Annotated in this window: 15 protein-coding genes, 1 other RNA gene and 3 pseudogenes; 14 read left to right on the top strand and 5 right to left on the bottom strand. The window is 36.2% G+C overall.

Features of this window, described 5'->3' with window-relative positions:
- The first annotated feature begins 130 nt into the window (after window positions 1-130).
- Window positions 131-2,212, top strand: coding sequence for a hypothetical protein (locus DK880_RS04390; protein WP_109997570.1), 2,082 nt, complete (start codon window positions 131-133; stop codon window positions 2,210-2,212).
- Here the strand turns inward: DK880_RS04390 and DK880_RS04385 are convergent.
- Entirely contained in the window at window positions 2,209-2,955 is a 747-nt protein-coding gene (locus DK880_RS04385) for a leucine-rich repeat domain-containing protein (RefSeq protein ID WP_109997569.1), read from the bottom strand. The genes DK880_RS04390 and DK880_RS04385 overlap by 4 nt on opposite strands.
- Window positions 2,956-3,079: 124 nt before the next feature.
- Between DK880_RS04385 and DK880_RS04380 the strand changes: the two are divergent.
- Window positions 3,080-3,181: pseudogene (locus DK880_RS04380) on the top strand (IS481 family transposase); the annotation flags it as partial.
- Window positions 3,182-3,960: 779 nt separating this feature from the next.
- On the opposite strand, the gene DK880_RS04375 reads toward DK880_RS04380, so the two are convergent.
- Window positions 3,961-4,716 (bottom strand): leucine-rich repeat domain-containing protein, encoded by a 756-nt coding sequence (locus tag DK880_RS04375; RefSeq protein WP_109997568.1) that lies wholly within the window; start codon window positions 4,714-4,716, stop codon window positions 3,961-3,963.
- Between the two features lie 124 nt (window positions 4,717-4,840).
- On the opposite strand from DK880_RS04375, the pseudogene DK880_RS04370 reads away from it, so the two are divergent.
- Window positions 4,841-4,942: pseudogene (locus DK880_RS04370) on the top strand (IS481 family transposase); the annotation flags it as partial.
- Window positions 4,943-5,723: 781 nt separating this feature from the next.
- Here the strand turns inward: DK880_RS04370 and DK880_RS04365 are convergent.
- Complete coding sequence (locus tag DK880_RS04365) at window positions 5,724-7,007, bottom strand: leucine-rich repeat domain-containing protein (RefSeq protein ID WP_109997567.1); 1,284 nt, start codon at window positions 7,005-7,007, stop codon at window positions 5,724-5,726.
- Between the two features lie 692 nt (window positions 7,008-7,699).
- On the opposite strand from DK880_RS04365, the gene DK880_RS04360 reads away from it, so the two are divergent.
- Both DK880_RS04360 and DK880_RS04355 read left to right on the top strand, forming a co-directional pair.
- Window positions 7,700-8,665: a hypothetical protein gene (locus tag DK880_RS04360; protein ID WP_109997566.1), complete on the top strand. Its 966-nt coding sequence runs from the start codon at window positions 7,700-7,702 to the stop codon at window positions 8,663-8,665.
- 155 nt (window positions 8,666-8,820) lie between these two features.
- Window positions 8,821-8,934 (top strand): annotated as a pseudogene (locus DK880_RS04355) (IS5-like element ISCca3 family transposase); the annotation flags it as partial.
- Between the two features lie 336 nt (window positions 8,935-9,270).
- Here the strand turns inward: DK880_RS04355 and rnpB are convergent.
- Both rnpB and DK880_RS05610 read right to left on the bottom strand, forming a co-directional pair.
- An RNA gene (rnpB, locus tag DK880_RS04350) (RNase P RNA component class A) lies at window positions 9,271-9,691 on the bottom strand.
- A gap of 152 nt (window positions 9,692-9,843) precedes the next feature.
- Entirely contained in the window at window positions 9,844-9,969 is a 126-nt protein-coding gene (locus DK880_RS05610) for a hypothetical protein (RefSeq protein WP_262494592.1), read from the bottom strand.
- Between the two features lie 488 nt (window positions 9,970-10,457).
- Between DK880_RS05610 and DK880_RS04340 the strand changes: the two genes are divergently transcribed.
- The 9 genes from DK880_RS04340 (at window position 10,458) to DK880_RS04300 (ending at window position 22,022) form a co-directional block, all read left to right on the top strand.
- Window positions 10,458-11,330, top strand: a complete 873-nt coding sequence (locus DK880_RS04340) for an Rpn family recombination-promoting nuclease/putative transposase (RefSeq protein ID WP_109997564.1) — start codon at window positions 10,458-10,460, stop codon at window positions 11,328-11,330.
- Window positions 11,331-11,583: 253 nt separating this feature from the next.
- Window positions 11,584-12,492, top strand: coding sequence for an Rpn family recombination-promoting nuclease/putative transposase (locus DK880_RS04335; protein WP_109997563.1), 909 nt, complete (start codon window positions 11,584-11,586; stop codon window positions 12,490-12,492).
- A gap of 253 nt (window positions 12,493-12,745) precedes the next feature.
- On the top strand, window positions 12,746-13,678 hold the full coding sequence (locus DK880_RS04330) for an Rpn family recombination-promoting nuclease/putative transposase (RefSeq protein ID WP_109997562.1): 933 nt from the start codon (window positions 12,746-12,748) through the stop codon (window positions 13,676-13,678).
- Window positions 13,679-13,932: 254 nt separating this feature from the next.
- A complete protein-coding gene (locus tag DK880_RS04325) occupies window positions 13,933-14,853 on the top strand; it encodes an Rpn family recombination-promoting nuclease/putative transposase (protein WP_109997561.1) in 921 nt (306 codons plus the stop codon).
- Window positions 14,854-15,106: 253 nt separating this feature from the next.
- On the top strand, window positions 15,107-16,003 hold the full coding sequence (locus DK880_RS04320) for an Rpn family recombination-promoting nuclease/putative transposase (protein ID WP_109997560.1): 897 nt from the start codon (window positions 15,107-15,109) through the stop codon (window positions 16,001-16,003).
- A gap of 64 nt (window positions 16,004-16,067) precedes the next feature.
- Window positions 16,068-16,364 (top strand): transposase, encoded by a 297-nt coding sequence (locus DK880_RS04315; protein WP_204082258.1) that lies wholly within the window; start codon window positions 16,068-16,070, stop codon window positions 16,362-16,364.
- A 1,199-nt stretch (window positions 16,365-17,563) separates the two neighbouring features.
- Window positions 17,564-19,732: a ribonuclease R gene (rnr, locus tag DK880_RS04310; RefSeq protein ID WP_109997559.1), complete on the top strand. Its 2,169-nt coding sequence runs from the start codon at window positions 17,564-17,566 to the stop codon at window positions 19,730-19,732.
- Window positions 19,733-19,884: 152 nt separating this feature from the next.
- On the top strand, window positions 19,885-20,352 hold the full coding sequence (bcp, locus tag DK880_RS04305; protein WP_109997558.1) for a thioredoxin-dependent thiol peroxidase: 468 nt from the start codon (window positions 19,885-19,887) through the stop codon (window positions 20,350-20,352).
- Window positions 20,353-20,738: 386 nt separating this feature from the next.
- Window positions 20,739-22,022: a malic enzyme-like NAD(P)-binding protein gene (locus tag DK880_RS04300; RefSeq protein WP_109997557.1), complete on the top strand. Its 1,284-nt coding sequence runs from the start codon at window positions 20,739-20,741 to the stop codon at window positions 22,020-22,022.
- The last annotated feature ends 101 nt before the right edge of the window (window positions 22,023-22,123 follow it).

The raw sequence follows: 22,123 nt of genomic DNA, 5'->3' as shown, positions 1-22,123 counted from the left end.
GACAATCAACTAAAGCTAAGCAAAGATACTTTTAAAATTTTTTCAAACTCAAAAACCATATCGCTATGTCAAAAGGAGGCTCTATTTTAATCTAAATCTAATGCATACGTTTAGAAACAAATACGTCACAATGGTTTATTTTTGTTTGGGTACCCTAACAAATATACATGCGCCTTGTCTAGCCCAAGCCCCTCTTTTACGTTCTTTGGATGATGCTATTATGCAAGTTTATCAAAGACAAAATTTTGAAGAAGAAGCAGATTTTATATCCATTCAGGAAAACCTTCAAGCAGCTTATGCTAAACCGCTAGATTTAAATAAAATTACCCCTGTAGCATTGACCTCATTAGGGATTCTATCAGATAGGCAAATTGAGCACTTTTTTAAGCACCTTGCCAACACAGGGCCGCTCTATTCCAAATATGAGCTACAAGCTATTCCTGAATTTGACCGAGATAGCATTGCATTGCTATTGCCTTTTGTATATGTACAAGAAAGTTATAGTGTTCCAGCTCATTCATTAGGGGAAAAGATAAAAAGCGGTAACTATTATTGGCTGGTTCGTTATGATCCTTATTGGTTTTCAAAAGCTAATATAAGCCCAAGCGTAAATTATTTACCTTTGGGTAATTTTGATAAATGGATCACCCGATTGGCTATTAAATATCATAACATGGCATTACATATTACAGCCAGCAAACAAGCTGGGGAAGCTTTTTGCTGGGATCCAGCTACCCATCGTTATGGATTTAATATATGGTCCATTTCTCTTTCCTTAACAGCTAGCAAATATTTTAAGTACTTGATAATAGGCGATTTCCAAATTGGACAAGGGCAAGGTCTGTTGCTAAATGCAGGTTATACTAGGGAAAAGGGGTCTGATCTGGTTGCTGTTATGCGTTCTAATAACATAGGCATTCGGCCTTATAAAAGTATACAACGTAAAGGATTACGTGGTATAGCTATTACCTCTACTATAGGACCGCTTGAATGGACTGGATTTTATGCTAATAACAATTTGGATGCTGATTTAAAATGGGCTACCCATTACAAACCTTATACCCATCATATAGCCTATACAACTAAATACGATACGCTCCATCATTTAGAAAAGAAAGGTACCCTGAATGAACAGACAGTAGGTTGTACGTTACGTCTACCTTATCTTCATAACCAAGCAGCAGTAGGGATAAATGTACTTTACCATTATTATGACTTGCCTATCATACCTAAAGTGAGTCACTATAGCAGCTATTTATTCCAAGGTCAACAGGCAGCAGCTAGTAGTTTATTTTACTGCCTCCCCTGGTACAATAGCCTATGGTTTGGAGAAGGGGGCGTTGGAATTTTTAGTACTGCTTTAGCAAAGCACAAAGTGGGAGCTGCTTTTATTACAGGATTAATCATTAGTCTTTCACGCTATCTAGATTTTGCCACCGCATTGTATTACTATGGTAAAACATTTTATGCTCCTTACGGCAATCCTTTTAAACAGTATGCTACAAACCATGGTAATGAAGAGGGTATGTATGGTGGCATCAGCTGGACGCCACAATCTAACTGGAAGCTGTCTACCCATGCGCATCTTTTTGCTACGTTACGCCCTAAACCACAATTAGACAAAGCTGGCCATGGCTATACTGTTGTTACACGTTCCAGCTATACATGGCATCGAACTACTACATGGGTACTACAGCACAGATTTAACCAAAACCCCAAAAATAAATCTATAGAAACCATGCGTATACATCCTATGGATAACGTAGTAGGCATAATTCAGAAACATCATTTTAAATGTAAAATAGACCATATATTTACGCCCACTTGGTGGACCAACATAGAAATGCAATATACCCACTATACTTTTGGAGCGGTAACCTATTCGGGTTATGCATTATCCGCTGTACAGAAATGGATCTGTAACAAATTACAAATTGCTTGTAAAGTGATTTATTTCAATGCAAAAAATTATGCAGCAAGATTATATATCCATACGCCCCAACCATTATATAATGGTATGTTCTTCAAACCTTTTTATGGTCATGGTATAGACTCCCATTTTTTAATTTGTTGGAAACCTATACCATGGATACGTTTGGAAGCAAAATATACAGTAACTTATCTACTGGAATCCATATACTTAAAACAAAGAATGGCTAATCCTAATAGCAAAAAACAAAGCATCGCCTTGCAATGTATGCTGCGTCTTTAAATGTGTATAGAACGGCCATATCTAATTATTCTAAAAGGGCTTGGGAAAATAGTTATTGTGGTATTATTTCGTATTGCTTCCGCTAATCGTGCTATATATCCATTTGTCATTCCATCGCAAACTAGCTCAATAGTTGTAATCGTCTTATTAACCTTTAAAGCTTCCACTAATGCTGCTATATCTGCATTGTTAATATACGTGCCATTTAGCTTAATAGTTGTAATTGTCTTATTAACCTTTAAAGCTTCCGCCAATGTTGCTAGACCACCTGCAATAATACCGTCACCTAGATTAATAGTTCTAACTGTATTATTTTCTTTCAGTATTTCAGCTAACATATTCCAACTAAAAGGTGATATAATCCTTGGATTCCTCTTCCTGAATTCGGATACCTTAATAGTTGTCATTGTCGTATTTTCTTTAAACGCTTTAACAGCAGCAGCTCGTAGTATTGGTTCATTAACAGCGATAAGAAAGTATTCGTCTTTGCAGTAGAATGTATCGAGCTCATTAAAGCTGTTTTTATAAAGCTTATATAACTTTTCTTCTGCATAAGTCTTCGTTACGCTATTGGAACGCCAAAATTCTTCAATGCTATCTCTTTTTATACATTGGGTCATTTCGAAAAGTAATTCATTGGGGAGGTGTTTACCCATATCTTGCCTATTCATTCGACAAGAAACTACTGCACTGGTTAATAGGAATACGCTTATTGCTATTTTATTGTTAGCATTGTTTTGCATAAACTGAATAATTTATTATTATGTTTTAATAAAGGTTATCATTATCCTTATAAAATTTTTAGCCTTATAAAGTAAGCAAAAAGTTACTCTTTATATTTTTATTATCCAATAAGGAAGCTACTCCTATATAAAAACAGCTATGCGTAAAAAGATCTATACAGAACTGGATGACTTACAACAGGATTTAAATAGCTGGTTACACTACTATAATTGTGAGCGACCCCATTTCGCGTATATGTAAGAGCAATAACTAACAGACTAAACTTAACTGACAAGTATAGGAGGGTTAGATTTTTACTGCCTGCAAGATTAAATCTTGACGCCTACACCTTTGTTCGCATATAAAATTATTGCTACATTAATGGACATAAGCTTACTATCAGCAGAAAATAGCAGCACCACCCTCCCTAAGCCTGCCATGCCGTTTGACGCTAAGGGGTAACATAAAAGCTTTTCTTATAATTTATTTATGATGCAATTCCTTATGCATAACAAGAGATGTATAAAACCAAATAGGACAATAGGCCATGTTGATCATCCGAAGCGTAGCGTCCCTATTTTGCCTGTTCATTTAAAAAGAAGCTATTGAACTGGTCAATAGTAATCATTTCGCTACTATTGTTTTGCACAAGAGGTTTTTGAATAATTTATTTATTACAATGGGTCCCCTGTGGAATTTCTGTGTAAGATCTTTAACCCTGCAAGGTTAATTATAGTTGGTCTATTCTACTTATATAAGCTAGATGCTTATATACATTTGGCATATAGTCCGGGCTATGGCACCTAGTTCCAGTAGGGAACAACCTTGGCATATGGGTCTGTTTTTTCATACCTAAGGGTACAACCATAACTAAAATCATGCATAATACGCCAAAGAAGCATCCAAACAAACTGCACTAATAATCCTACAGGCTTTAATTTAAAAAAGCCCCGGACAAATCCTATACCTTTCAACAGCTCTGTACCCTCCTACAGCTTACAGAAAAAAAGATAAAGCAGCCATATCTAATAATAAATACGGCCATATCTAATTATTCTAAAAGGGCTTGGGAAAATAGTTATTGTGGTATTATTTCGTATTGCTTCCGCTAATCGTGCTATATATCCATTTGTCATTCTATCGCAAACTAGCTCAATAGTTGTAATCGTCTTATTAACCTTTAAAGCTTCCACTAATGCTGCTATATCTGCATTGTTAATATACGTGCCATTTAGCTTAATAGTTGTAATTGTCTTATTAACCTTTAAAGCTTCCGCTAATGTTGCTAGACCACCTGCAATAATACCGTCACCTAGATTAATAGTTCTAACTGTATTATTTTCTTTCAGTATTTCAGCTAACATATTCCAACTAAAAGGTGATATAATCCTTGGATTCCCCCTCCTGAAGTATTCGTCGAAGTTGGATACCTTAATAGTTGTCATTGTCGTATTTTCTTTAAACGCTTTAACAGCAGCAGCTCGTAGTATTGGTTCATTAACAGCGATAAGAAAGTATTCGTCTTTGCAGTAGAATGTATCGCGCTCATTAAATCTGTTTTTATAATACTTATATAAATTTTCTTCTGCATAAGTCTTCGTTACGCTATTGGAACGCCAAAATTCTTCAATGCTATCTCTTTTTATACATTGGGTCATTTCGAAAAGTAATTCATTGGGGAGGTGTTTACCCATATCTTGCCTATTCATTCGACAAGAAACTACTGCACTGGTTAATAGGAATACGCTTATTGCTATTTTATTGTTAGCATTGTTTTGCATAAACTGAATAATTTATTATTATGTTTTAATAAAGGTTATCATTATCCTTATAAAATTTTTAGCCTTATAAAGTAAGCAAAAAGTTACTCTTTATATTTTTATTATCCAATAAGGAAGCTACTCCTATATAAAAACAGCTATGCGTAAAAAGATCTATACAGAACTGGATGACTTACAACAGGATTTAAATAGCTGGTTACACTACTATAATTGTGAGCGACCCCATTTCGCGTATATGTAAGAGCAATAACTAACAGACTAAACTTAACTGACAAGTATAGGAGGGTTAGATTTTTACTGCCTGCAAGATTAAATCTTGACGCCTACACCTTTGTTCGCATATAAAATTATTGCTACATTAATGGACATAAGCTTACTATCAGCAGAAAATAGCAGCACCACCCTCCCTAAGCCTGCCATGCCGTTTGACGCTAAGGGGTAACATAAAAGCTTTTCTTATAATTTATTTATGATGCAATTCCTTATGCATAACAAGAGATGTATAAAACCAAATAGGACAATAGGCCATGTTGATCATCCGAAGCGTAGCGTCCCTATTTTGCCTGTTCATTTAAAAAGAAGCTATTGAACTGGTTAATAGTAATCATTTCGCTACTATTGTTTTGCACAAGAGGTTTTTGAATAATTTATCTTTATTACAATGGGTCCCCTGTGGAATTTCTGTGTAAGATCTTTAACCCTGCAAGGTTAATTATAGTTGGTCTATTCTACTTATATAAGCTAGATGCTTATATACATTTGGCATATAGTCCGGGCTATGGCACCTAGTTCCAGTAGGGAACAACCTTGGCATATGGGTCTGTTTTTTCATACCTAAGGGTACAACCATAACTAAAATCATGCATAATACGCCAAAGAAGCATCCAAACAAACTGCACTAATAATCCTACAGGCTTTAATTTAAAAAAGCCCCGGACAAATCCTATACCTTTCAACAGCTCTGTACCCTCCTACAGCTTACAGAAAAAAAGATAAAGCAGCCATATCTAATAATAAATACGGCCATCTACTTTGGCGAACGTTCTTGCACCTCTCTTTGTAATACCATTGTACATTAGATGAATAGTTGTAATTGTCTTATTAACCTTTAAAGCTTCCACTAATGCTGCTGCTCCTGCATCTTCAATACCATTGTACAGTAGGTAAATAGATGTAATTGTCTTATTAACCTTTAAAGCTTCCGCTAATGCTGCTGTACCTGCATTTCCAATAGTATTATAGCTTAGGCTAATAGATGTAATTGTCTTATTAACCTTTAAAGCTTCCGCTAATGCTGCTGTACCTGCATTTCCAATCTTATTATGGGTTAGGCTAATAGTTGTAATTGTCTTATTAACCTTTAAAGCTTCCGCTAATGCTGCTATACCTGCATCTTCAATCCTATTAGAGTTTAGGTTAATATCTGTAATTGTCTTATTAACTTTTAAAGCTTCCGCTAATGCTGCTATACCTGCATCTTCAATCTTATTATGGGTTAGGCTAATAGTTGTAATTGTCTTATTAACCTTTAAAGCTTCCGCTAATGCTGCTGCTCCTGCATCTTCAATCTTATTATGGGTTAGGCTAATAGTTGTAATTGTCTTATTAACCTTTAAAGCTTCCGCTAATGCTGCTGCTCCTGCATATTCAATAGCATTGTAAAAGAGGTTAATAGTTGTAATTGTCTTATTAACCTTTAAAGCTTCCGCTAATGCTGTTGCACCTGCATCTCCAATAGAATTACAGCTTAGTGTAATAGTTGTAATTGTCTTATTAACCTTTAAAGCTTCCGCTAATGCTGCTGCACCTGCATCTTCAATAGCATTGTAAAAGAGGTCAATAGTTGTAATTGTCTTATTAACCTTTAAAGCTTCCGCTAATGCTGTTGCACCTGCATCTTCAATCCTATTCTGGGTTAGGCTAATAGTTGTAATTGTCTTATTTTTTTTTAACGCTTTAACAGCAGCGGCTTTTTGTATTGGGTCATCAATAGTGAGAAGAAAGTCTGCATGTTCGTCGTCGAGTGTATCGAGCTTATTAAACAAGTTTTCATAACGATTAAACAAGTTTATATAATTCTCAAACTTTTTTTCTGCATAAGTCTTCGTTACGCTATTGGAACGCCAAAATTCTTCAATGCTATCTCTTTTTATACATTGGGTCATTTCGAAAAGTAATTCCTTGGGGAGCTGTTTATTACCCATATCTTGCCTATTCATTCGACAAGAAACTACTGCACTGGTTAATAGGAATACGCTTATTGCTATTTTATTGTTAGCATTGTTTTGCATAAACTGAATAATTTATTATTATTTAATGAGGCTATGTTGCCTTGAAGCATAATTTTTGTGCTCATTCAGCTTACCGCCACAGTGCCGAACAGAGACATTTTTGTTATGCCTTTGTTTTAATAATAATAAAGGTTGTTATTACCCTTATAAAATTTTTAGCCTTACAGGGAAAGTTACTCTTTATATTGTTTATTATCCAATAAGGAAGTTTCTCCTATATAAAATAGGAATAGGCAAAGAGGCGTGTTGCAGTTGGTACATTTTTAAATGTATATACAAAAGGTTATAATAGGTTAATTTACTCATTAAAAATGAAGTCTTTCTATTGGTTCCTAACAATATTTCACTTGAGGTCAACGAACAGGTTCTAGTGGGTTTTCTTTTTTCGGTTGTCCCTTTAACGGTTTAATAAAATATTTCCCCCTTGTACAGGGGCGTTTAAAAATTATATGTATATTATATGTATAATAATCTAGTTGCGTTCTTGCTTCTATTATGTATGATACGGTGGTAGACTACTGTTAAATTACAACAAGTATACATGAGTACCCTCAAGCCCTTTGGAATATATAAAATAATTCCTTAAAACTGCCTTATCCTTAAAGGAGGTATGTATCTTAACATTTACAAGGGAGCATAATCAGTATAAACACATAATTATTCAAACAAACTTTAATACCATAAGAAGCCATATGCAAAACAAAAAATACCAAAAAGAAATTATACCTTTATTGTTTTTTTCCGCTCTAGTAGCATTAGCACAAGATTGTGAAAATATTAAGACCAACCCTAATACCGATCCATCGATTAAATCTGTTTATAATAATCAGCGAAAAAGGGAACAACTTTTAGAGCAGCAGCAACAGGAACAGAAGGGATACCCTGAGCGTACACAATTTATGTTGCTACAACAAGCGCAGCCACTACTGGAACATCAGGAATACCAAGAATACGAGCAGTTACTAAAAAAGCCAAGATTAACACAAGATGAAAATCAACGTCGCCTGCAATTTGTAGCGCTTATGCAAATGAGGGAAGAACTGCAACAACAGGAACAGAAGGGGTACCCTGAGCGTACGCAATCTATGTTGCTACAACAAGCGCAGCCACTACTGGAACATCAGGAATACCAAGAATACGAGCAGTTACTAAAAAAGCCAAGATTAACACAAGATGAAAATCAACGTCGCCTGCAATTTGTAGCGCTTATGCAAATGAGGGAAGAACTGCAACAACAGGAACAGAAGGGGTACCCTGAGCGTACGCAATCTATGTTGCTACAACAAGCGCAACTACTACTGGAACATCAGGAATACCAGGAATACGAACAGTTATTAAAAAAGCCAAGACTAACACATGAAGAATACCAACGTACCCAGGAATTTGTAGTGCTTATGCAAATGAAGAAACTGGAGCTACAACTGCAGAAGCAAGTGCTAACTCCAGAAGAAAAGATGGATCTTCGGATGACGCTTATACATGCGCAGCATCCGAATACGCAACTAACGGTAACTCAACAGGTTCTTCTAATGAACTGTACGCCTAGGCTAAGGTTTACAATACGGCATCATAAAGCATTGACACTACAAGAGAAGGAAGGTCTGGAACAACTTTTGGATGAGTTAGACTACGGTAAGTGCGGGTATCATAAATCATAAACCAGATATGGTTTAAAATGAACAATATATCTAACAGCCACTGTATAGCTATGGTGGCTGCTTTTAATTTTTTATTAATTAGTTATATAAACTGTTACTAATCAGTATTTATAATCAGTAGAGAGAAATAGCACAGCATAGCAACCCTTATTGTGGAAAATAAAGCAGGTTTGGTTCTAGCAGTCAGTACCACAAAAGCATCTAGTCATTTACCAGTTTTGTTGGATAAAGTAGCACTGAAATCAGGCAGCAGAGTATATGCAGCTAAGGCCTAATTCAGCTAAAAACATAATGCACACCAATTAGCTATAGCGGGTTTTACGCAAGCAAATAAAGAAATTTGCCAAGACAAAAGGCTTATTTACCAGCATAAGTAATAAATAAAACAGCAACACTTTATGTCCTTCACATATGGCTGCTTCTACATGTTAAAGGGATCACATTGACTTGACTTATTGTTTTGCCTTTTGGAAGGAAAAAGTAGCGTTTTTCATGATAGAGCCTCCTTATCGGTAGGCAAGTCAAAGGAATAAAAAATAGTCATTTTCCCTACCGATCTTTTTATGATGCATAAAAGGATAATACACAGAATAAAATAAATAAAGAAGAAAAGTAAGCCTATAAGCCGGGTTCTGTAGTGCAAAACAGATACACTTGCTTGTCATTTATCTGGGGGCCTAATCACTTAGACCCTCTAGCAGCCTACCCGCATACCCTTTCTAATAAAAGAAAAACAGACGAGCAGCCCGTCCTACTTACCTACGCAAGCAGAGGTATGCCTACTTGGCCTTGCAATCCCTAAGGTTTACCATGCCTCTATTGTCACCAATAGAGCGGTGCGCTCTTACCGCACCGTTTCACCCTTACTTGCTACATCATCAGCTAATGTAACAAGCGGTTTATTTTCTGTGGCACTTGCTGTCACAGGGTCATCTACTACCCCATGCCTTCCCGTTAGGAAGTAGGGCGCTCTCTATTGCCCGGACTTTCCTCTTCGGCTAACCCAAACGGATAGCTGACCGCTTCCTTAATAAGGAAAACATGCTGCACGCAACATGCTATTCGATCATCCTCTTCCTATTAAGCACCAAAGCGACAAGCCAGCTTACTTTTCTAGTCTTAGCAATTTACAATTTATAAAATTGTAGTCCAAACCTATTAGATCATTAAACCTCCTCCTAAATCTCCAAATTGAATCTTGATTCTCCAGCTAACACTGCGGCGCCTGAATTTCCAATACAATTGCCTTCTAAATCGATAGCTGTAATTGTATTGCTTTGTTTTAATGCTTCCGCTAACGCCATAGCAGCTGTAGCAAGGCTTTTGCTAAGACTATGGCACCTGAATCTTTAATATTATTGAATTATAGGCTAATAGTTGTAATTGTGGTATTATTTTATACTGTTTCAGCTAACGTCTTCAGCGCTGCATCTCCAATATTGATTCCGTTTAAATTAATAGTTTTAATTGTCCTGTTCTTTTTAATGCTTCAACAGCAGCGGCTTTTTCTATTCGATTATTAACAATAAGAAAAATGACAAGATGACTTAAACTGAAAATAATCATAACCAATATTATATATTTCCCAATATGGTTATTGTATAGAATATTATAATTTTTATAATTGATTAATAAATAAATACATAATAATTCAAGGACTACTAAGTAGTGGGCCGCTAGCATGGCTAAACCATTTAGACACTCCCCTTACATTCTATAGAAAACTATTATCTTACAACATGTATTACGCTTATACAAGCTGTCGCTTTACAACTAAAAAATAGAATATAATATGGAAAAAATTACGCCAAAAATAGATTTGGCCTTTAAAAAAATCTTTGGGGTAGAAGAAAATAAGGATCTATTGATTGCATTAATAAATGCTACTGTTTCTCCGGAGGATCAAGTGGTAGATCTTACCCTATTAAATCCCTATAACCCAAAAAATTTTAGAAGTGATAAACTATCCATACTAGATGTGAAAGCCATAGGAGAAACAGGGAAAAGGTTTAATATAGAAATTCAAATTACAGATGAGGCAGATTATGATAAACGCGCTTTATATTATTGGGCTAAGCTGTATACTGATCAATTAAAATCTTCTGAGACTTACTCCTCTTTAAACAAAGCAATAGGAATTCATATCCTTAATTTTATTTCTATAACAGATAGCAATAAGTATCATAATGTATTCCATATCAGAGAACAAGAGAGTGGACTGCCCTACTTTACTGACCTGGAATTGCATACCATAGAGCTGATTAAGTTCAGTAACGATCCAAAGGAAGACCTGGAAACATTATTAAAAAAAATAAAGAATTCGTTAGACATTTGGATAGCTTTTCTTACCCGACATGACTTACTCAACAAAGATAATTTGCCCCAACCGTTAAATAGCAACAGCTTAAAAAAGGCGTTGCATGTTTTAGATACGATAAACTTCACTGCTGAGGAAAGAATGGCTTATGAAGATCGCTTGAAATGGTTAAGGATAGAAGCGAATACGCTAGAGAAAGCTAGAAACGAAGGTAAAGCAGAGGGAGAAATGGCAAAAGCCCTTTCTATAGCTAAGGCTATGCTTCAGCATGGTTACCCTATAGAAGCTATTAGCTCACTAACTGGATTATCTACAGAACAAATTAAGCAGATTACGCAATATTCCTAATGAAATACCAGCAATACTATAGACAGCATTGATGCATTGTAGCAAGCAGTCAGTAAGTATTGTAAATATCCTCTTCCCTATCAAGCGAATCTTGCCAACCCAATAGAACGCATATCGTCCATCAAACGTGCCAGCCATTGTAATGGCTAAACCATTTAGACACTCCCCTTACATTCTATAGAAAACTATTATCTTACAACATGTATTACGCTTATACAAGCTGTCGCTTTACAACTAAAAAATAGAATATAATATGGAAAAAATTACGCCAAAAATAGATTTGGCCTTTAAAAAAATATTTGGGGTAGAAGAAAATAAGGATCTATTGATTGCGTTAATAAATGCTACTGTTTCTCCGGAGGATCAAGTGGTAGATCTTACCCTATTAAATCCCTATAACCCAAAAAATTTTAGAAGTGATAAACTATCCATACTAGATGTGAAAGCCATAGGAGAAACAGGGAAAAGGTTTAATATAGAAATTCAAATTACAGATGAAGCAGATTATGATAAACGCGCCTTATATTATTGGGCTAAGCTGTATACTGATCAATTAAAATCTTCTGAGACTTACTCCTCTTTAAACAAAGCAATAGGAATTCATATTCTTAATTTTATTTCTATAACAGATAGCAATAAGTATCATAATGTATTCCATATCAGAGAACAAGAGAGTGGACTGCCCTATTTTACCGATCTGGAATTGCATACCATAGAGCTGATTAAGTTCAGTAACGATCCAAAGGAAAACCTAGAAACATTATTAAAAAAAATAAAGAATTCGTTAGACATTTGGATAGCTTTTCTTACCCGACATGACTTACTCAACAAAGATAATTTGCCCCAACCGTTAAATAGCAACAGCTTAAAAAAGGCGTTGCATGTTTTAGATACGATAAACTTCACTGCTGAGGAAAGAATGGCTTATGAAGATCGCTTGAAATGGTTAAGGATAGAAGCGAATACGCTAGAGAAAGCTAGAAACGAAGGTAAAGCAGAAGGTAAAGCAGAGGGTAAAGCAGAAGGTAAAGCAGAGGGAGAAATGGCAAAAGCCTTTTCTATAGCTAAGGCTATGCTTCAGCATGGTTACCCTATAGAAGCTATTAGCTCACTAACTGGATTATCTACAGAACAGATTAAGCAGATTACGCAATATTCCTAATGAAATACCAGCAATACTATAAACAGCATTGATGCATTGTAGCAAGCAGTCAGTAAGTATTGTAAATATCCTCTTCCCTACCAAGCGAATCTTGCCAACCCAATAGAACGCATATTGTCCATTAAACGTACCAGCCATTGTAATGGCTAAACCATTTAGACACTCCCCTTACATTCTATAGAAAACTATTATCTTACAACATGTATTACGCTTATACAAGCTGTCGCTTTACAACTAAAAAATAGAATAAAGTATGGAAAAAATTACGCCAAAAATAGATTTGGCCTTTAAAAAAATATTTGGGGTAGAAGAAAATAAGGATTTATTAATTGCATTAATAAATGCTACTGTTTCTCCGGAGGATCAAGTGGTAGATCTTACCCTATTAAATCCCTATAACCCAAAAAATTTTAGAAGTGATAAACTATCTATACTAGATGTGAAAGCCATAGGAGAAACAGGGAAAAGGTTTAATATAGAAATTCAAATTACAGATGAGGCAGATTATGATAAACGCGCTTTATATTATTGGGCTAAGCTGTATACTGATCAATTAAAATCTTCTGAGACTTACTCCTCTTTAAACAAAGCAATAGGAATTCATATCCTTAATTTTATTTCTATAACAGATAGCAATAAGTATCATAATGTATTCCATATCAGAGAACAAGAGAGTGGACTGCCCTACTTTACCGATCTGGAATTGCATACCATAGAGCTGATTAAGTTCAGTAACGATCCAAAGGAAAACCTAGAAACATTATTAAAAAAAATAAAGAATTCGTTAGACATTTGGATAGCTTTTCTTACCCGACATGACTTACTCAACAAAGATAATTTGCCCCAACCGTTAAATAGCAACAGCTTAAAAAAGGCGTTGCATGTTTTAGATACGATAAACTTCACTGCTGAGGAAAGAATGGCTTATGAAGATCGCTTGAAATGGTTAAGGATAGAAGCGAATACGCTAGAGAAAGCTAGAAACGAAGGTAAAGCAGAGGGTAAAGCAGAAGGTAAAGCAGAAGGTAAAGCAGAGGGTAAAGCAGAAGGTAAAGCAGAGGGAGAAATGGCAAAAGCCCTTTCTATAGCTAAGGCTATGCTTCAGCATGGTTACCCTATAGAAGCTATTAGCTCACTAACTGGATTATCTACAGAACAAATTAAGCAGATTACGCAATATTCCTAATGAAATACCAGCAATACTATAGACAGCATTGATGCATTGTAGCAAGCAGTCAGTAAGTATTGTAAATATCCTCTTCCCTATCAAGCGAATCTTGCCAACCCAATAGAACGCATATCGTCCATCAAACGTGCCAGCCATTGTAATGGCTGTACCATTTAGACACTCCCCTTACATTCTATAGAAAACTATTATCTTGCAGTGTGTATTACGCTTATACAAGCTGTCGCTTTACGACTAAAAAAATAGAACAAAGCATGGAAAAAATTACGCCAAAAATAGATTTGGCCTTTAAAAAAATCTTTGGGGTAGAAGAAAATAAGGATCTATTGATTGCGTTAATAAATGCTACTGTTTCTCCGGAGGACCAAGTGGTAGATCTTACCCTATTAAATCCCTATAACCCAAAAAATTTTAGAAGTGATAAACTATCTATACTAGATGTGAAAGCCATAGGAGAAACAGGGAAAAGGTTTAATATAGAAATTCAAATTACAGATGAAGCAGATTATGATAAACGCGCTTTATATTATTGGGCTAAGCTGTATACTGATCAATTAAAATCTTCTGAGACTTACTCCTCTTTAAACAAAGCAATAGGAATTCATATTCTTAATTTTATTTCTATAACAGATAGCAATAAGTATCATAATGTATTCCATATCAGAGAACAAGAGAGTGGACTGCCCTATTTTACCGATCTGGAATTGCATACCATAGAGCTGATTAAGTTCAGTAACGATCCAAAGGAAGACCTGGAAACATTATTAAAAAAAATAAAGAATTCGTTAGACATTTGGATAGCTTTTCTTACCCGACATGACTTACTCAACAAAGATAATTTGCCCCAACCGTTAAATAGCAACAGCTTAAAAAAGGCGTTGCATGTTTTAGATACGATAAACTTCACTGCTGAGGAAAGAATGGCTTATGAAGATCGCTTGAAATGGTTAAGGATAGAAGCGAATACGCTAGAGAAAGCTAGAAACGAAGGTAAAGCAGAAGGTAAAGCAGAGGGTAAAGCAGAGGGTAAAGCAGAAGGTAAAGCAGAAGGAGAAATGGCAAAAGCCTTTTCTATAGCTAAGGCTATGCTTCAGCATGGTTACCCTATAGAAGCTATTAGCTCACTAACTGGATTATCTACAGAACAGATTAAGCAGATTACGCAATATTCCTAATGAAATACCAGCAATACTATAGACAGCATTGATGCATTGTAGCAAGCAGTCAGTAAGTATTGTAAATATCCTCTTCCCTACCAAGCGAATCTTGCCAACCCAATAGAACGCATATTGTCCATTAAACGTACCAGCCATTGCAATGGCTAAACCATTTAGACACTCCCCTTACATTCTATAGAAAACTATTATCTTACAACATGTATTACGCTTATACAAGCTGTCGCTTTACAACTAAAAAATAGAATAAAGTATGGAAAAAATTACGCCAAAAATAGATTTGGCCTTTAAAAAAATCTTTGGGGTAGAAGAAAATAAGGATTTATTAATTGCATTAATAAATGCTACTGTTTCTTCGGAGGACCAAGTGGTAGATCTTACCCTATTAAATCCCTATAACCCAAAAAATTTTAGAAGTGATAAACTATCCATACTAGATGTGAAAGCCATAGGAGAAACAGGGAAAAGGTTTAATATAGAAATTCAAATTACAGATGAGGCAGATTATGATAAACGCGCTTTATATTATTGGGCTAAGCTGTATACTGATCAATTAAAATCTTCTGAGACTTACTCCTCTTTAAACAAAGCAATAGGAATTCATATTCTTAATTTTATTTCTATAACAGATAGCAATAAGTATCATAATGTATTCCATATCAGAGAACAAGAGAGTGGACTGCCCTACTTTACCGATCTGGAATTGCATACCATAGAGCTGATTAAGTTCAGTAACGATCCAAAGGAAGACCTAGAAACATTATTAAAAAAAATAAAGAATTCGTTAGACATTTGGATAGCTTTTCTTACCCGACATGACTTACTCAACAAAGATAATTTGCCCCAACCGTTAAATAGCAACAGCTTAAAAAAGGCGTTGCATGTTTTAGATACGATAAACTTCACTGCTGAGGAAAGAATGGCTTATGAAGATCGCTTGAAATGGTTAAGGATAGAAGCGAATACGCTAGAGAAAGCTAGAAACGAAGGTAAAGCAGAGGGTAAAGCAGAAGGTAAAGCAGAGGGAGAAATGGCAAAAGCCCTTTCTATAGCTAAGGCTATGCTTCAGCATGGTTACCCTATAGAAGCTATTAGCTCACTAACTGGATTATCTACAGAACAGATTAAGCAGATTACGCAATATTCCTAATAAGGCAGTCTATGTCACGTTAGGTATAGACAGATTAGGCATGAAAGATGTTTTAAAACTGTGAATGAATAAAAATGAAGGAGATAAATTTTGGTTAGGAAACTTAACAAAGCTCAAAAATCGTGGTATGAACGATATGCTAATTACTTGTACAGCTAATTTATCAGGTATATCTGAAGCCATCGCTGCTGTATACCCTAAAACTGAACATCAAGTCTGTATTGTGCACCAAATTAGAAACAGCTTGCAATATGTTTCTTATAAACATAAAAAGTCATTAACTGGTAACTTAAAGCCAATTTACACTGAAGTTACTGAAGAAGAAGCAGAGATGGCCTTAGAAACGTTTGCTACTAAGTAAAATCAACACTATCCACAAATAGCCAAATCTTGGTATGCTAAAATGCTTTAAGTAACACTTCCGCACTTTCAGCGCTAAGACAATAGTTGCATAAGGCAATCGCTGTAATTGTTTTATTGTTTTTTAATGCTTCAATAACAGCAGCTTTTTTCATTGGGTCCTTAATAATAAAAAAGACCGCATCATTATCACAAAGTACCTCGAACTGCTTAAAGTGCTCGGTATAACAATCAACTAATTGAGCATAGCTTTTTTATCTTCTGTATTTAATTGATTTACGATATGATGCCGCAGTTGCTCCCCCTATTTTGCCTATTCATTTGACAAAAAACTACTCCACTGGTTAACAATAAATAATAATCTTACTAATATTTTATTTAAAATTATTTTGCATAAGGGCCTATATTTAAATAATATACTTTGCTTAAAAAAGCAAACCACAACTCAACCTCAGCTAAATAGGCACAATAATTAGGCACAATAATCAAGCATACAGATAATATACAATACATCGTGCTGTAAAACAACTTATTGTTAACCTACTCACCTATAAAATTAAAATTATTGCTATGTTAATGGAGATAAACTTACTACCAGCAAGCGGGTAGCAGCAGCACTCCGCCAATCCTCCCATGCCGTTTGACGCCAATAGTAGCCTAAAATCTCTTTAATTACACTCATTTACAATGAAATTTATTATAAATAAACTGCAATACTACGCATCGATCAGTAACTTAAACCAGTTGATTCTGTCATGCAATTACAAAGGAAAAATATGTAAGCAAAAACATAGCGTATTAACCCATGCAGTTTCCCTTTGTTACCTGCCAAACTATCCAAAGCGTAGCGTACCTATTTTGCCTATTCATTTGACAAGAAACCACTCCACGGATTAATAGTACTCATTTCGTTACTATCGTTTTGCATAATGGTTTCTTGAATAATTTATTTTATTACAATGGTTTCCCTACTGCTTTTATAGCATAATATCGTTACCTTTATTTTAAGTGGAATTTGTGGAATTTCTAGCCCTGCAAGGTTAATTATAACTAGCCCATTCTACTTATAGTAAGCTAATGCTATATTAGGCTAACTGCTTATATACATTTGGCATATAGTCCCAGGCTCTGGCACCTATTCCCAGAAGGGCACAAGCCTTGGCATGTGGTATGTTTTTTCATACCTAAAAGGGTATAACCATGATTAGAATTATGCATAATACGCCAAATAAAAAAGAAGCAGCACAACAGGCTGAACAAATCTTACAAGCTTTAAAAAAAGCTCCAGATAAATCCTATACCTTTCAGCAGCTCTGTACCCTCCTACAGCTTACAGAAAAAAAGGACAAAGCAGCCGTAAAAAAAGCTTTGTTAGATCTTATACACCATAGTAAGGTAAAAAAAATCAATAAAGGACGCTACCAATGGTTGCAGCAATCTACCTATGTAATAGGACGGGTAGATTATGTACGAGCTGAATATGCTTACATTATAGCTCCCGATCAACCAAAAGATATATTGGTATTTCAAAAAGATTTACTATCTGCCCTAGATAAAGATTTGGTAAAGGTACGTTTGTGCGCAAGCAAACGCCGCCATCGGCCAGAGGGTGTGGTAGTGGAAATTATGGAACGCAACCCTACCCCTGTTATTGGACGTGTGGTTTCAACTGGTAAACAAGCGCAAGCTACCATCACGCAACGGCATGTTACGCATATAGTTTTATTGGAAGAAACGGAGGGTATGTCTTTACAAGAAAACGATAAAGCAGTCATTGCACTAACTGCTTCCCATGGTATAGACAACCAGCTAACCGGTACTATTGTGCAGCATCTGGGACAGGCAGGCCTCCATGAGGTAGAGATGCATGCCATTATGGCTGAATTTGGCCTATGTAATACATTCCCGGAGGAAGTATTGGCCAGTATACAAACTATCCCTACTGCTATTCCTGAAACAGAAATAACCAAAAGAAGAGACTTGCGTGCCATACCTACTTTTACAATAGATCCAGCTGATGCGAAAGATTTAGATGATGCACTCTCCTATCAAAAATTGCCCAATGGCTATCATCAGGTTGGTATCCATATTGCGGATGTAAGCTACTACGTATTGCCAGCTACTTTACTTGATCAAGAGGCTTATAAGCGTAATACTTCTGTATACCTAGTGGACCGTTGTATCCCTATGCTACCAGAACTACTTTCCAATGAACTCTGCTCTTTACACCCAGGTAGCGCTAAATTAGCTTTTTCCGTTATTTTTGAACTAGATGATCAGGGAAAAGTGCATAATAAATGGTTCGGTGAAACCGTTATTACATCCCATAAGCAATTTACTTACGAAGAAGCCCAAGCAACCTTGGATAACCAAACAGCTGCGTTCTATCAAGAGCTAGTAGCATTAAACGCTTTAGCCAAACAACTGCGGGCAAAACGTTTTAAAAAGGGTGCCATAAACTTTGAAACCAGAGAACTGCGTTTTACGCTCGATCCCAATGGTAAGCCATTGCAGATTGTACCAAAAGTAACCTTAGAAACCCATAAGCTTATTGAAGAGTTTATGCTACTAGCCAATCGAGAGGTTGCTACTTATGTAGCAAAAAAAATTCAAAGCAAAAAGAATGAAAAAAAGAACGAAATAGCACCTGTTTTTATTTATAGGACACATGATAAACCAGATCCAAGCAAATTAAGCGAATTCTTTCTATTTGTACAGCAATTGGGCTATACCATTAAACCAGGTAACCGACCTATATTTAAAACAATGCATCATTTGGAAGAGGCTATCCGAGGCAAACCAGAAGAGCCTATTATACAAGCGCTCGCCATCCGCTCTATGGCAAAAGCTTTATATACAACCAAACCAAATCCCCACTTTGCATTGGCTTTCTCCCATTATAGTCACTTTACCTCACCTATTAGAAGATACTCAGATATAGTAGCACATCGCCTTTTAAAACTTTACTTAAAGGGTAAATGGCTATGCGAACAGATGGTATTGGAGGAAGCAAACTGTCAATATGCGGTAGAACGAGAATACATCGCAGCTAGCGCAGAAAGAGCTTCTATAAAATATAAACAAGTAGAGTTTCTACAAAATCTAAAGAATGAGACATTTGATGGCATTATTAGTGGCATAACGGAATGGAACCTCTACATAGAAATTGTAACCAATGGATGTGAGGGGGTCGTGCGATTGGCAGATCTTACAGATGATGTCTACCGCTTTGAAGCAAAACAGTTCCAGATTATAGGAAAATACACAAAAAAATGCTACCGATTGGGAGATAGCGTAAAGGTATCGATCAAAAGCTGCGATCTGGATAAACGCTATGTCTATTTCTGCTTGCACGCACACGCTCATTGAAACAGTAAAAGTCATTACATCTTGCCCAAGAAGCAATAACATAAGGTTTTTTATATTACTATAGCGGTATGACCTACAGGAAATATTGCTTTCCTAGAAACTGCTCCGCTACCCATCTTGAAAAGATAGGATCTAAATAAAATGTAAACATAATGTTAGTAAGCATAGGAGATAAAGCAGCTGATTTCTTTTTACCTACACAGGATAAGGGAGAGGGCACGCTCAAAGCATTGCAGGGTAAATGGGTCCTATTGTATTTCTACCCTAGAGATCATACAGTAGGATGTACTGCTGAAGCAAAAAACTTTAATGATCTGCAAGCTGCATTTAAAGCATTAGACGTGGTTATCATTGGGGTATCTACAGACGATACTGCTTCACATGAACGTTTTAAAAAAAAACATGCCTTAACCTTTGCACTTATTGCTGACGTAGATTCACATATTTGTAAGCAATATGGCGTATGGGTGGAAAAATCTTTTCTAGGTAAAAAGTATATGGGTATCCAAAGGTCTACTTTTTTAATTGATAAAGAAGGAAGTATTGCTTTTATTTGGCCTAAAGTAAGGGTATCGAAACATGCAGAAGAAGTGCTTGCGAAAATTAAAGCTATGGTTTAGCCTGAAGGAATTTGCGAGCGTTTACCTTTTACAAGGAGGTCGCTCTTCTATAGGGAGCCTGGTTGCGCGTGCTTACCCTGCAAAGGTATGCAAACCTGTGTCAGCTGCCAACCATACCGATCCGTCAAATTAGCGTACCGATAAAACTAAAACTTATTGGATAATTTTATTGATAATAAGGATTATATTTTGTATACTGCCCAAATTATTCATGTTTATTCCTTTAATTACCTATTCTAGCCAACTATGCTATTTAAATAACGTACATAATTACTAAATTTAATGGTGTAGCTTAAATCACTTACCTCTACCCAGATGGATACCTTGCCAGTTAAACAACAGGACTATAAACAGACCATCGTATAATATTTAAATTAAGAACATTTATGTCTAAAACTACCGTTACAAAGGAAGAAGCCTTGGCGTACCATGCCCAATTTCCCGCTGGGAAAATCGGAACCTCTCTTACCAAATTCCTAACCACACCGCGTGATATCAATACTGCCTATACCCCAGGTGTAGGAGCTGTTTGTGAAGAAATTATGGCATCCCATGAAAAGGTTTACCACTACACAGGTAAGGGCAATTTAGTAGGTGTAGTTTCGAACGGTACTGCTGTTTTAGGTTATGGTAATATTGGTCCATTGGCGGCTAAGCCCGTTATGGAAGCAAAAGCAATGTTATTCAAGCATTTTGCTGGGATAGACGCTTTTGATATTGAAATAGATGTGACTGATCCAGAAGAAGTTATAGCTTTTCTAAAGGCCATCGCGCCTACTTTTGGGGCCTTGCATTTAGAAGACATTAAAGCACCTGAATGTTTTACAATTGAAGAAAAGGTAAGCAAAGCGCTAGACATACCTGTTATGCATGACGATCAACATGCTACGGCCATTGTAGTTTGCGCAGCTTTACTAAATGCTCTACTGGTAGTAAATAAGGAGCTTACACAGGTTCAGATAGTTTTTAGTGGAGCAGGTGCAAGTGCTATCGCTACGGCTAAGCTGCTCCTAACACTAGGCGTGCTTCCTGAACAAATTATACTATGCGACAGACAAGGGGTCATTCGTAAGGACAGAGCAGAAAGTAATCCCATCAAAGAACCTTTTGCTACAGACCGCCCTGTACATACGCTACACGATGCTGTAGTAGACGCGGATGTTTTTATAGGGCTCTCCTCTGGAAATATTTTAATGGCGGAAAGTGTAAAAAAAATGGCCAAAAATCCTATTATCTTTGGCTTATCCAACCCTCTACCAGAAATCGCTTATGAAGCTGTTATGGCTGCTAGAACAGATGTGGTTTTTGCCACAGGGCGTGGGGACTATCCGAATCAAATTAACAATGCACTTGCCTTTCCCTATCTTTTCAGAGGTGCATTGGATGTGCAGGCTACGGCTATTAATGAAGCTATGAAGCGAGCAGCTGTAGAGGCGATCCAAACATTAGCCCATGAAGAGATTCCTGTTATCATGCGTAAATACTATGGCACGAACATACACTTTGGTAAAACATACCTATTACCTAAAGTTATGGACTTTCGTCTACTAACCCATGTCGCTACAGCCGTTGCACAAGCAGCTATCACTTCCGGTGTAGCCCAAAAAGCCATTACAGCGTGGGAAAGCTATAAACTGGAATTATTGGCACGCGTAAATTATCCGCACTAATTAACATCGATAGAAATGAAACAGTAGGCTACAATGCATATCATTTTCCATTACTAACATTTATATTGGTCGCATTAGTATCATACAATAATTGTGCAACA

The sequence above is a fragment of the Candidatus Cardinium hertigii genome (assembly GCF_003176915.1).
Lineage (GTDB): Bacteria > Bacteroidota > Bacteroidia > Cytophagales > Amoebophilaceae > Cardinium > Cardinium hertigii_A.
Note: the sequence above shows the minus strand (reverse complement) of the source record. Positions and strands in the feature narration are given on the sequence as shown.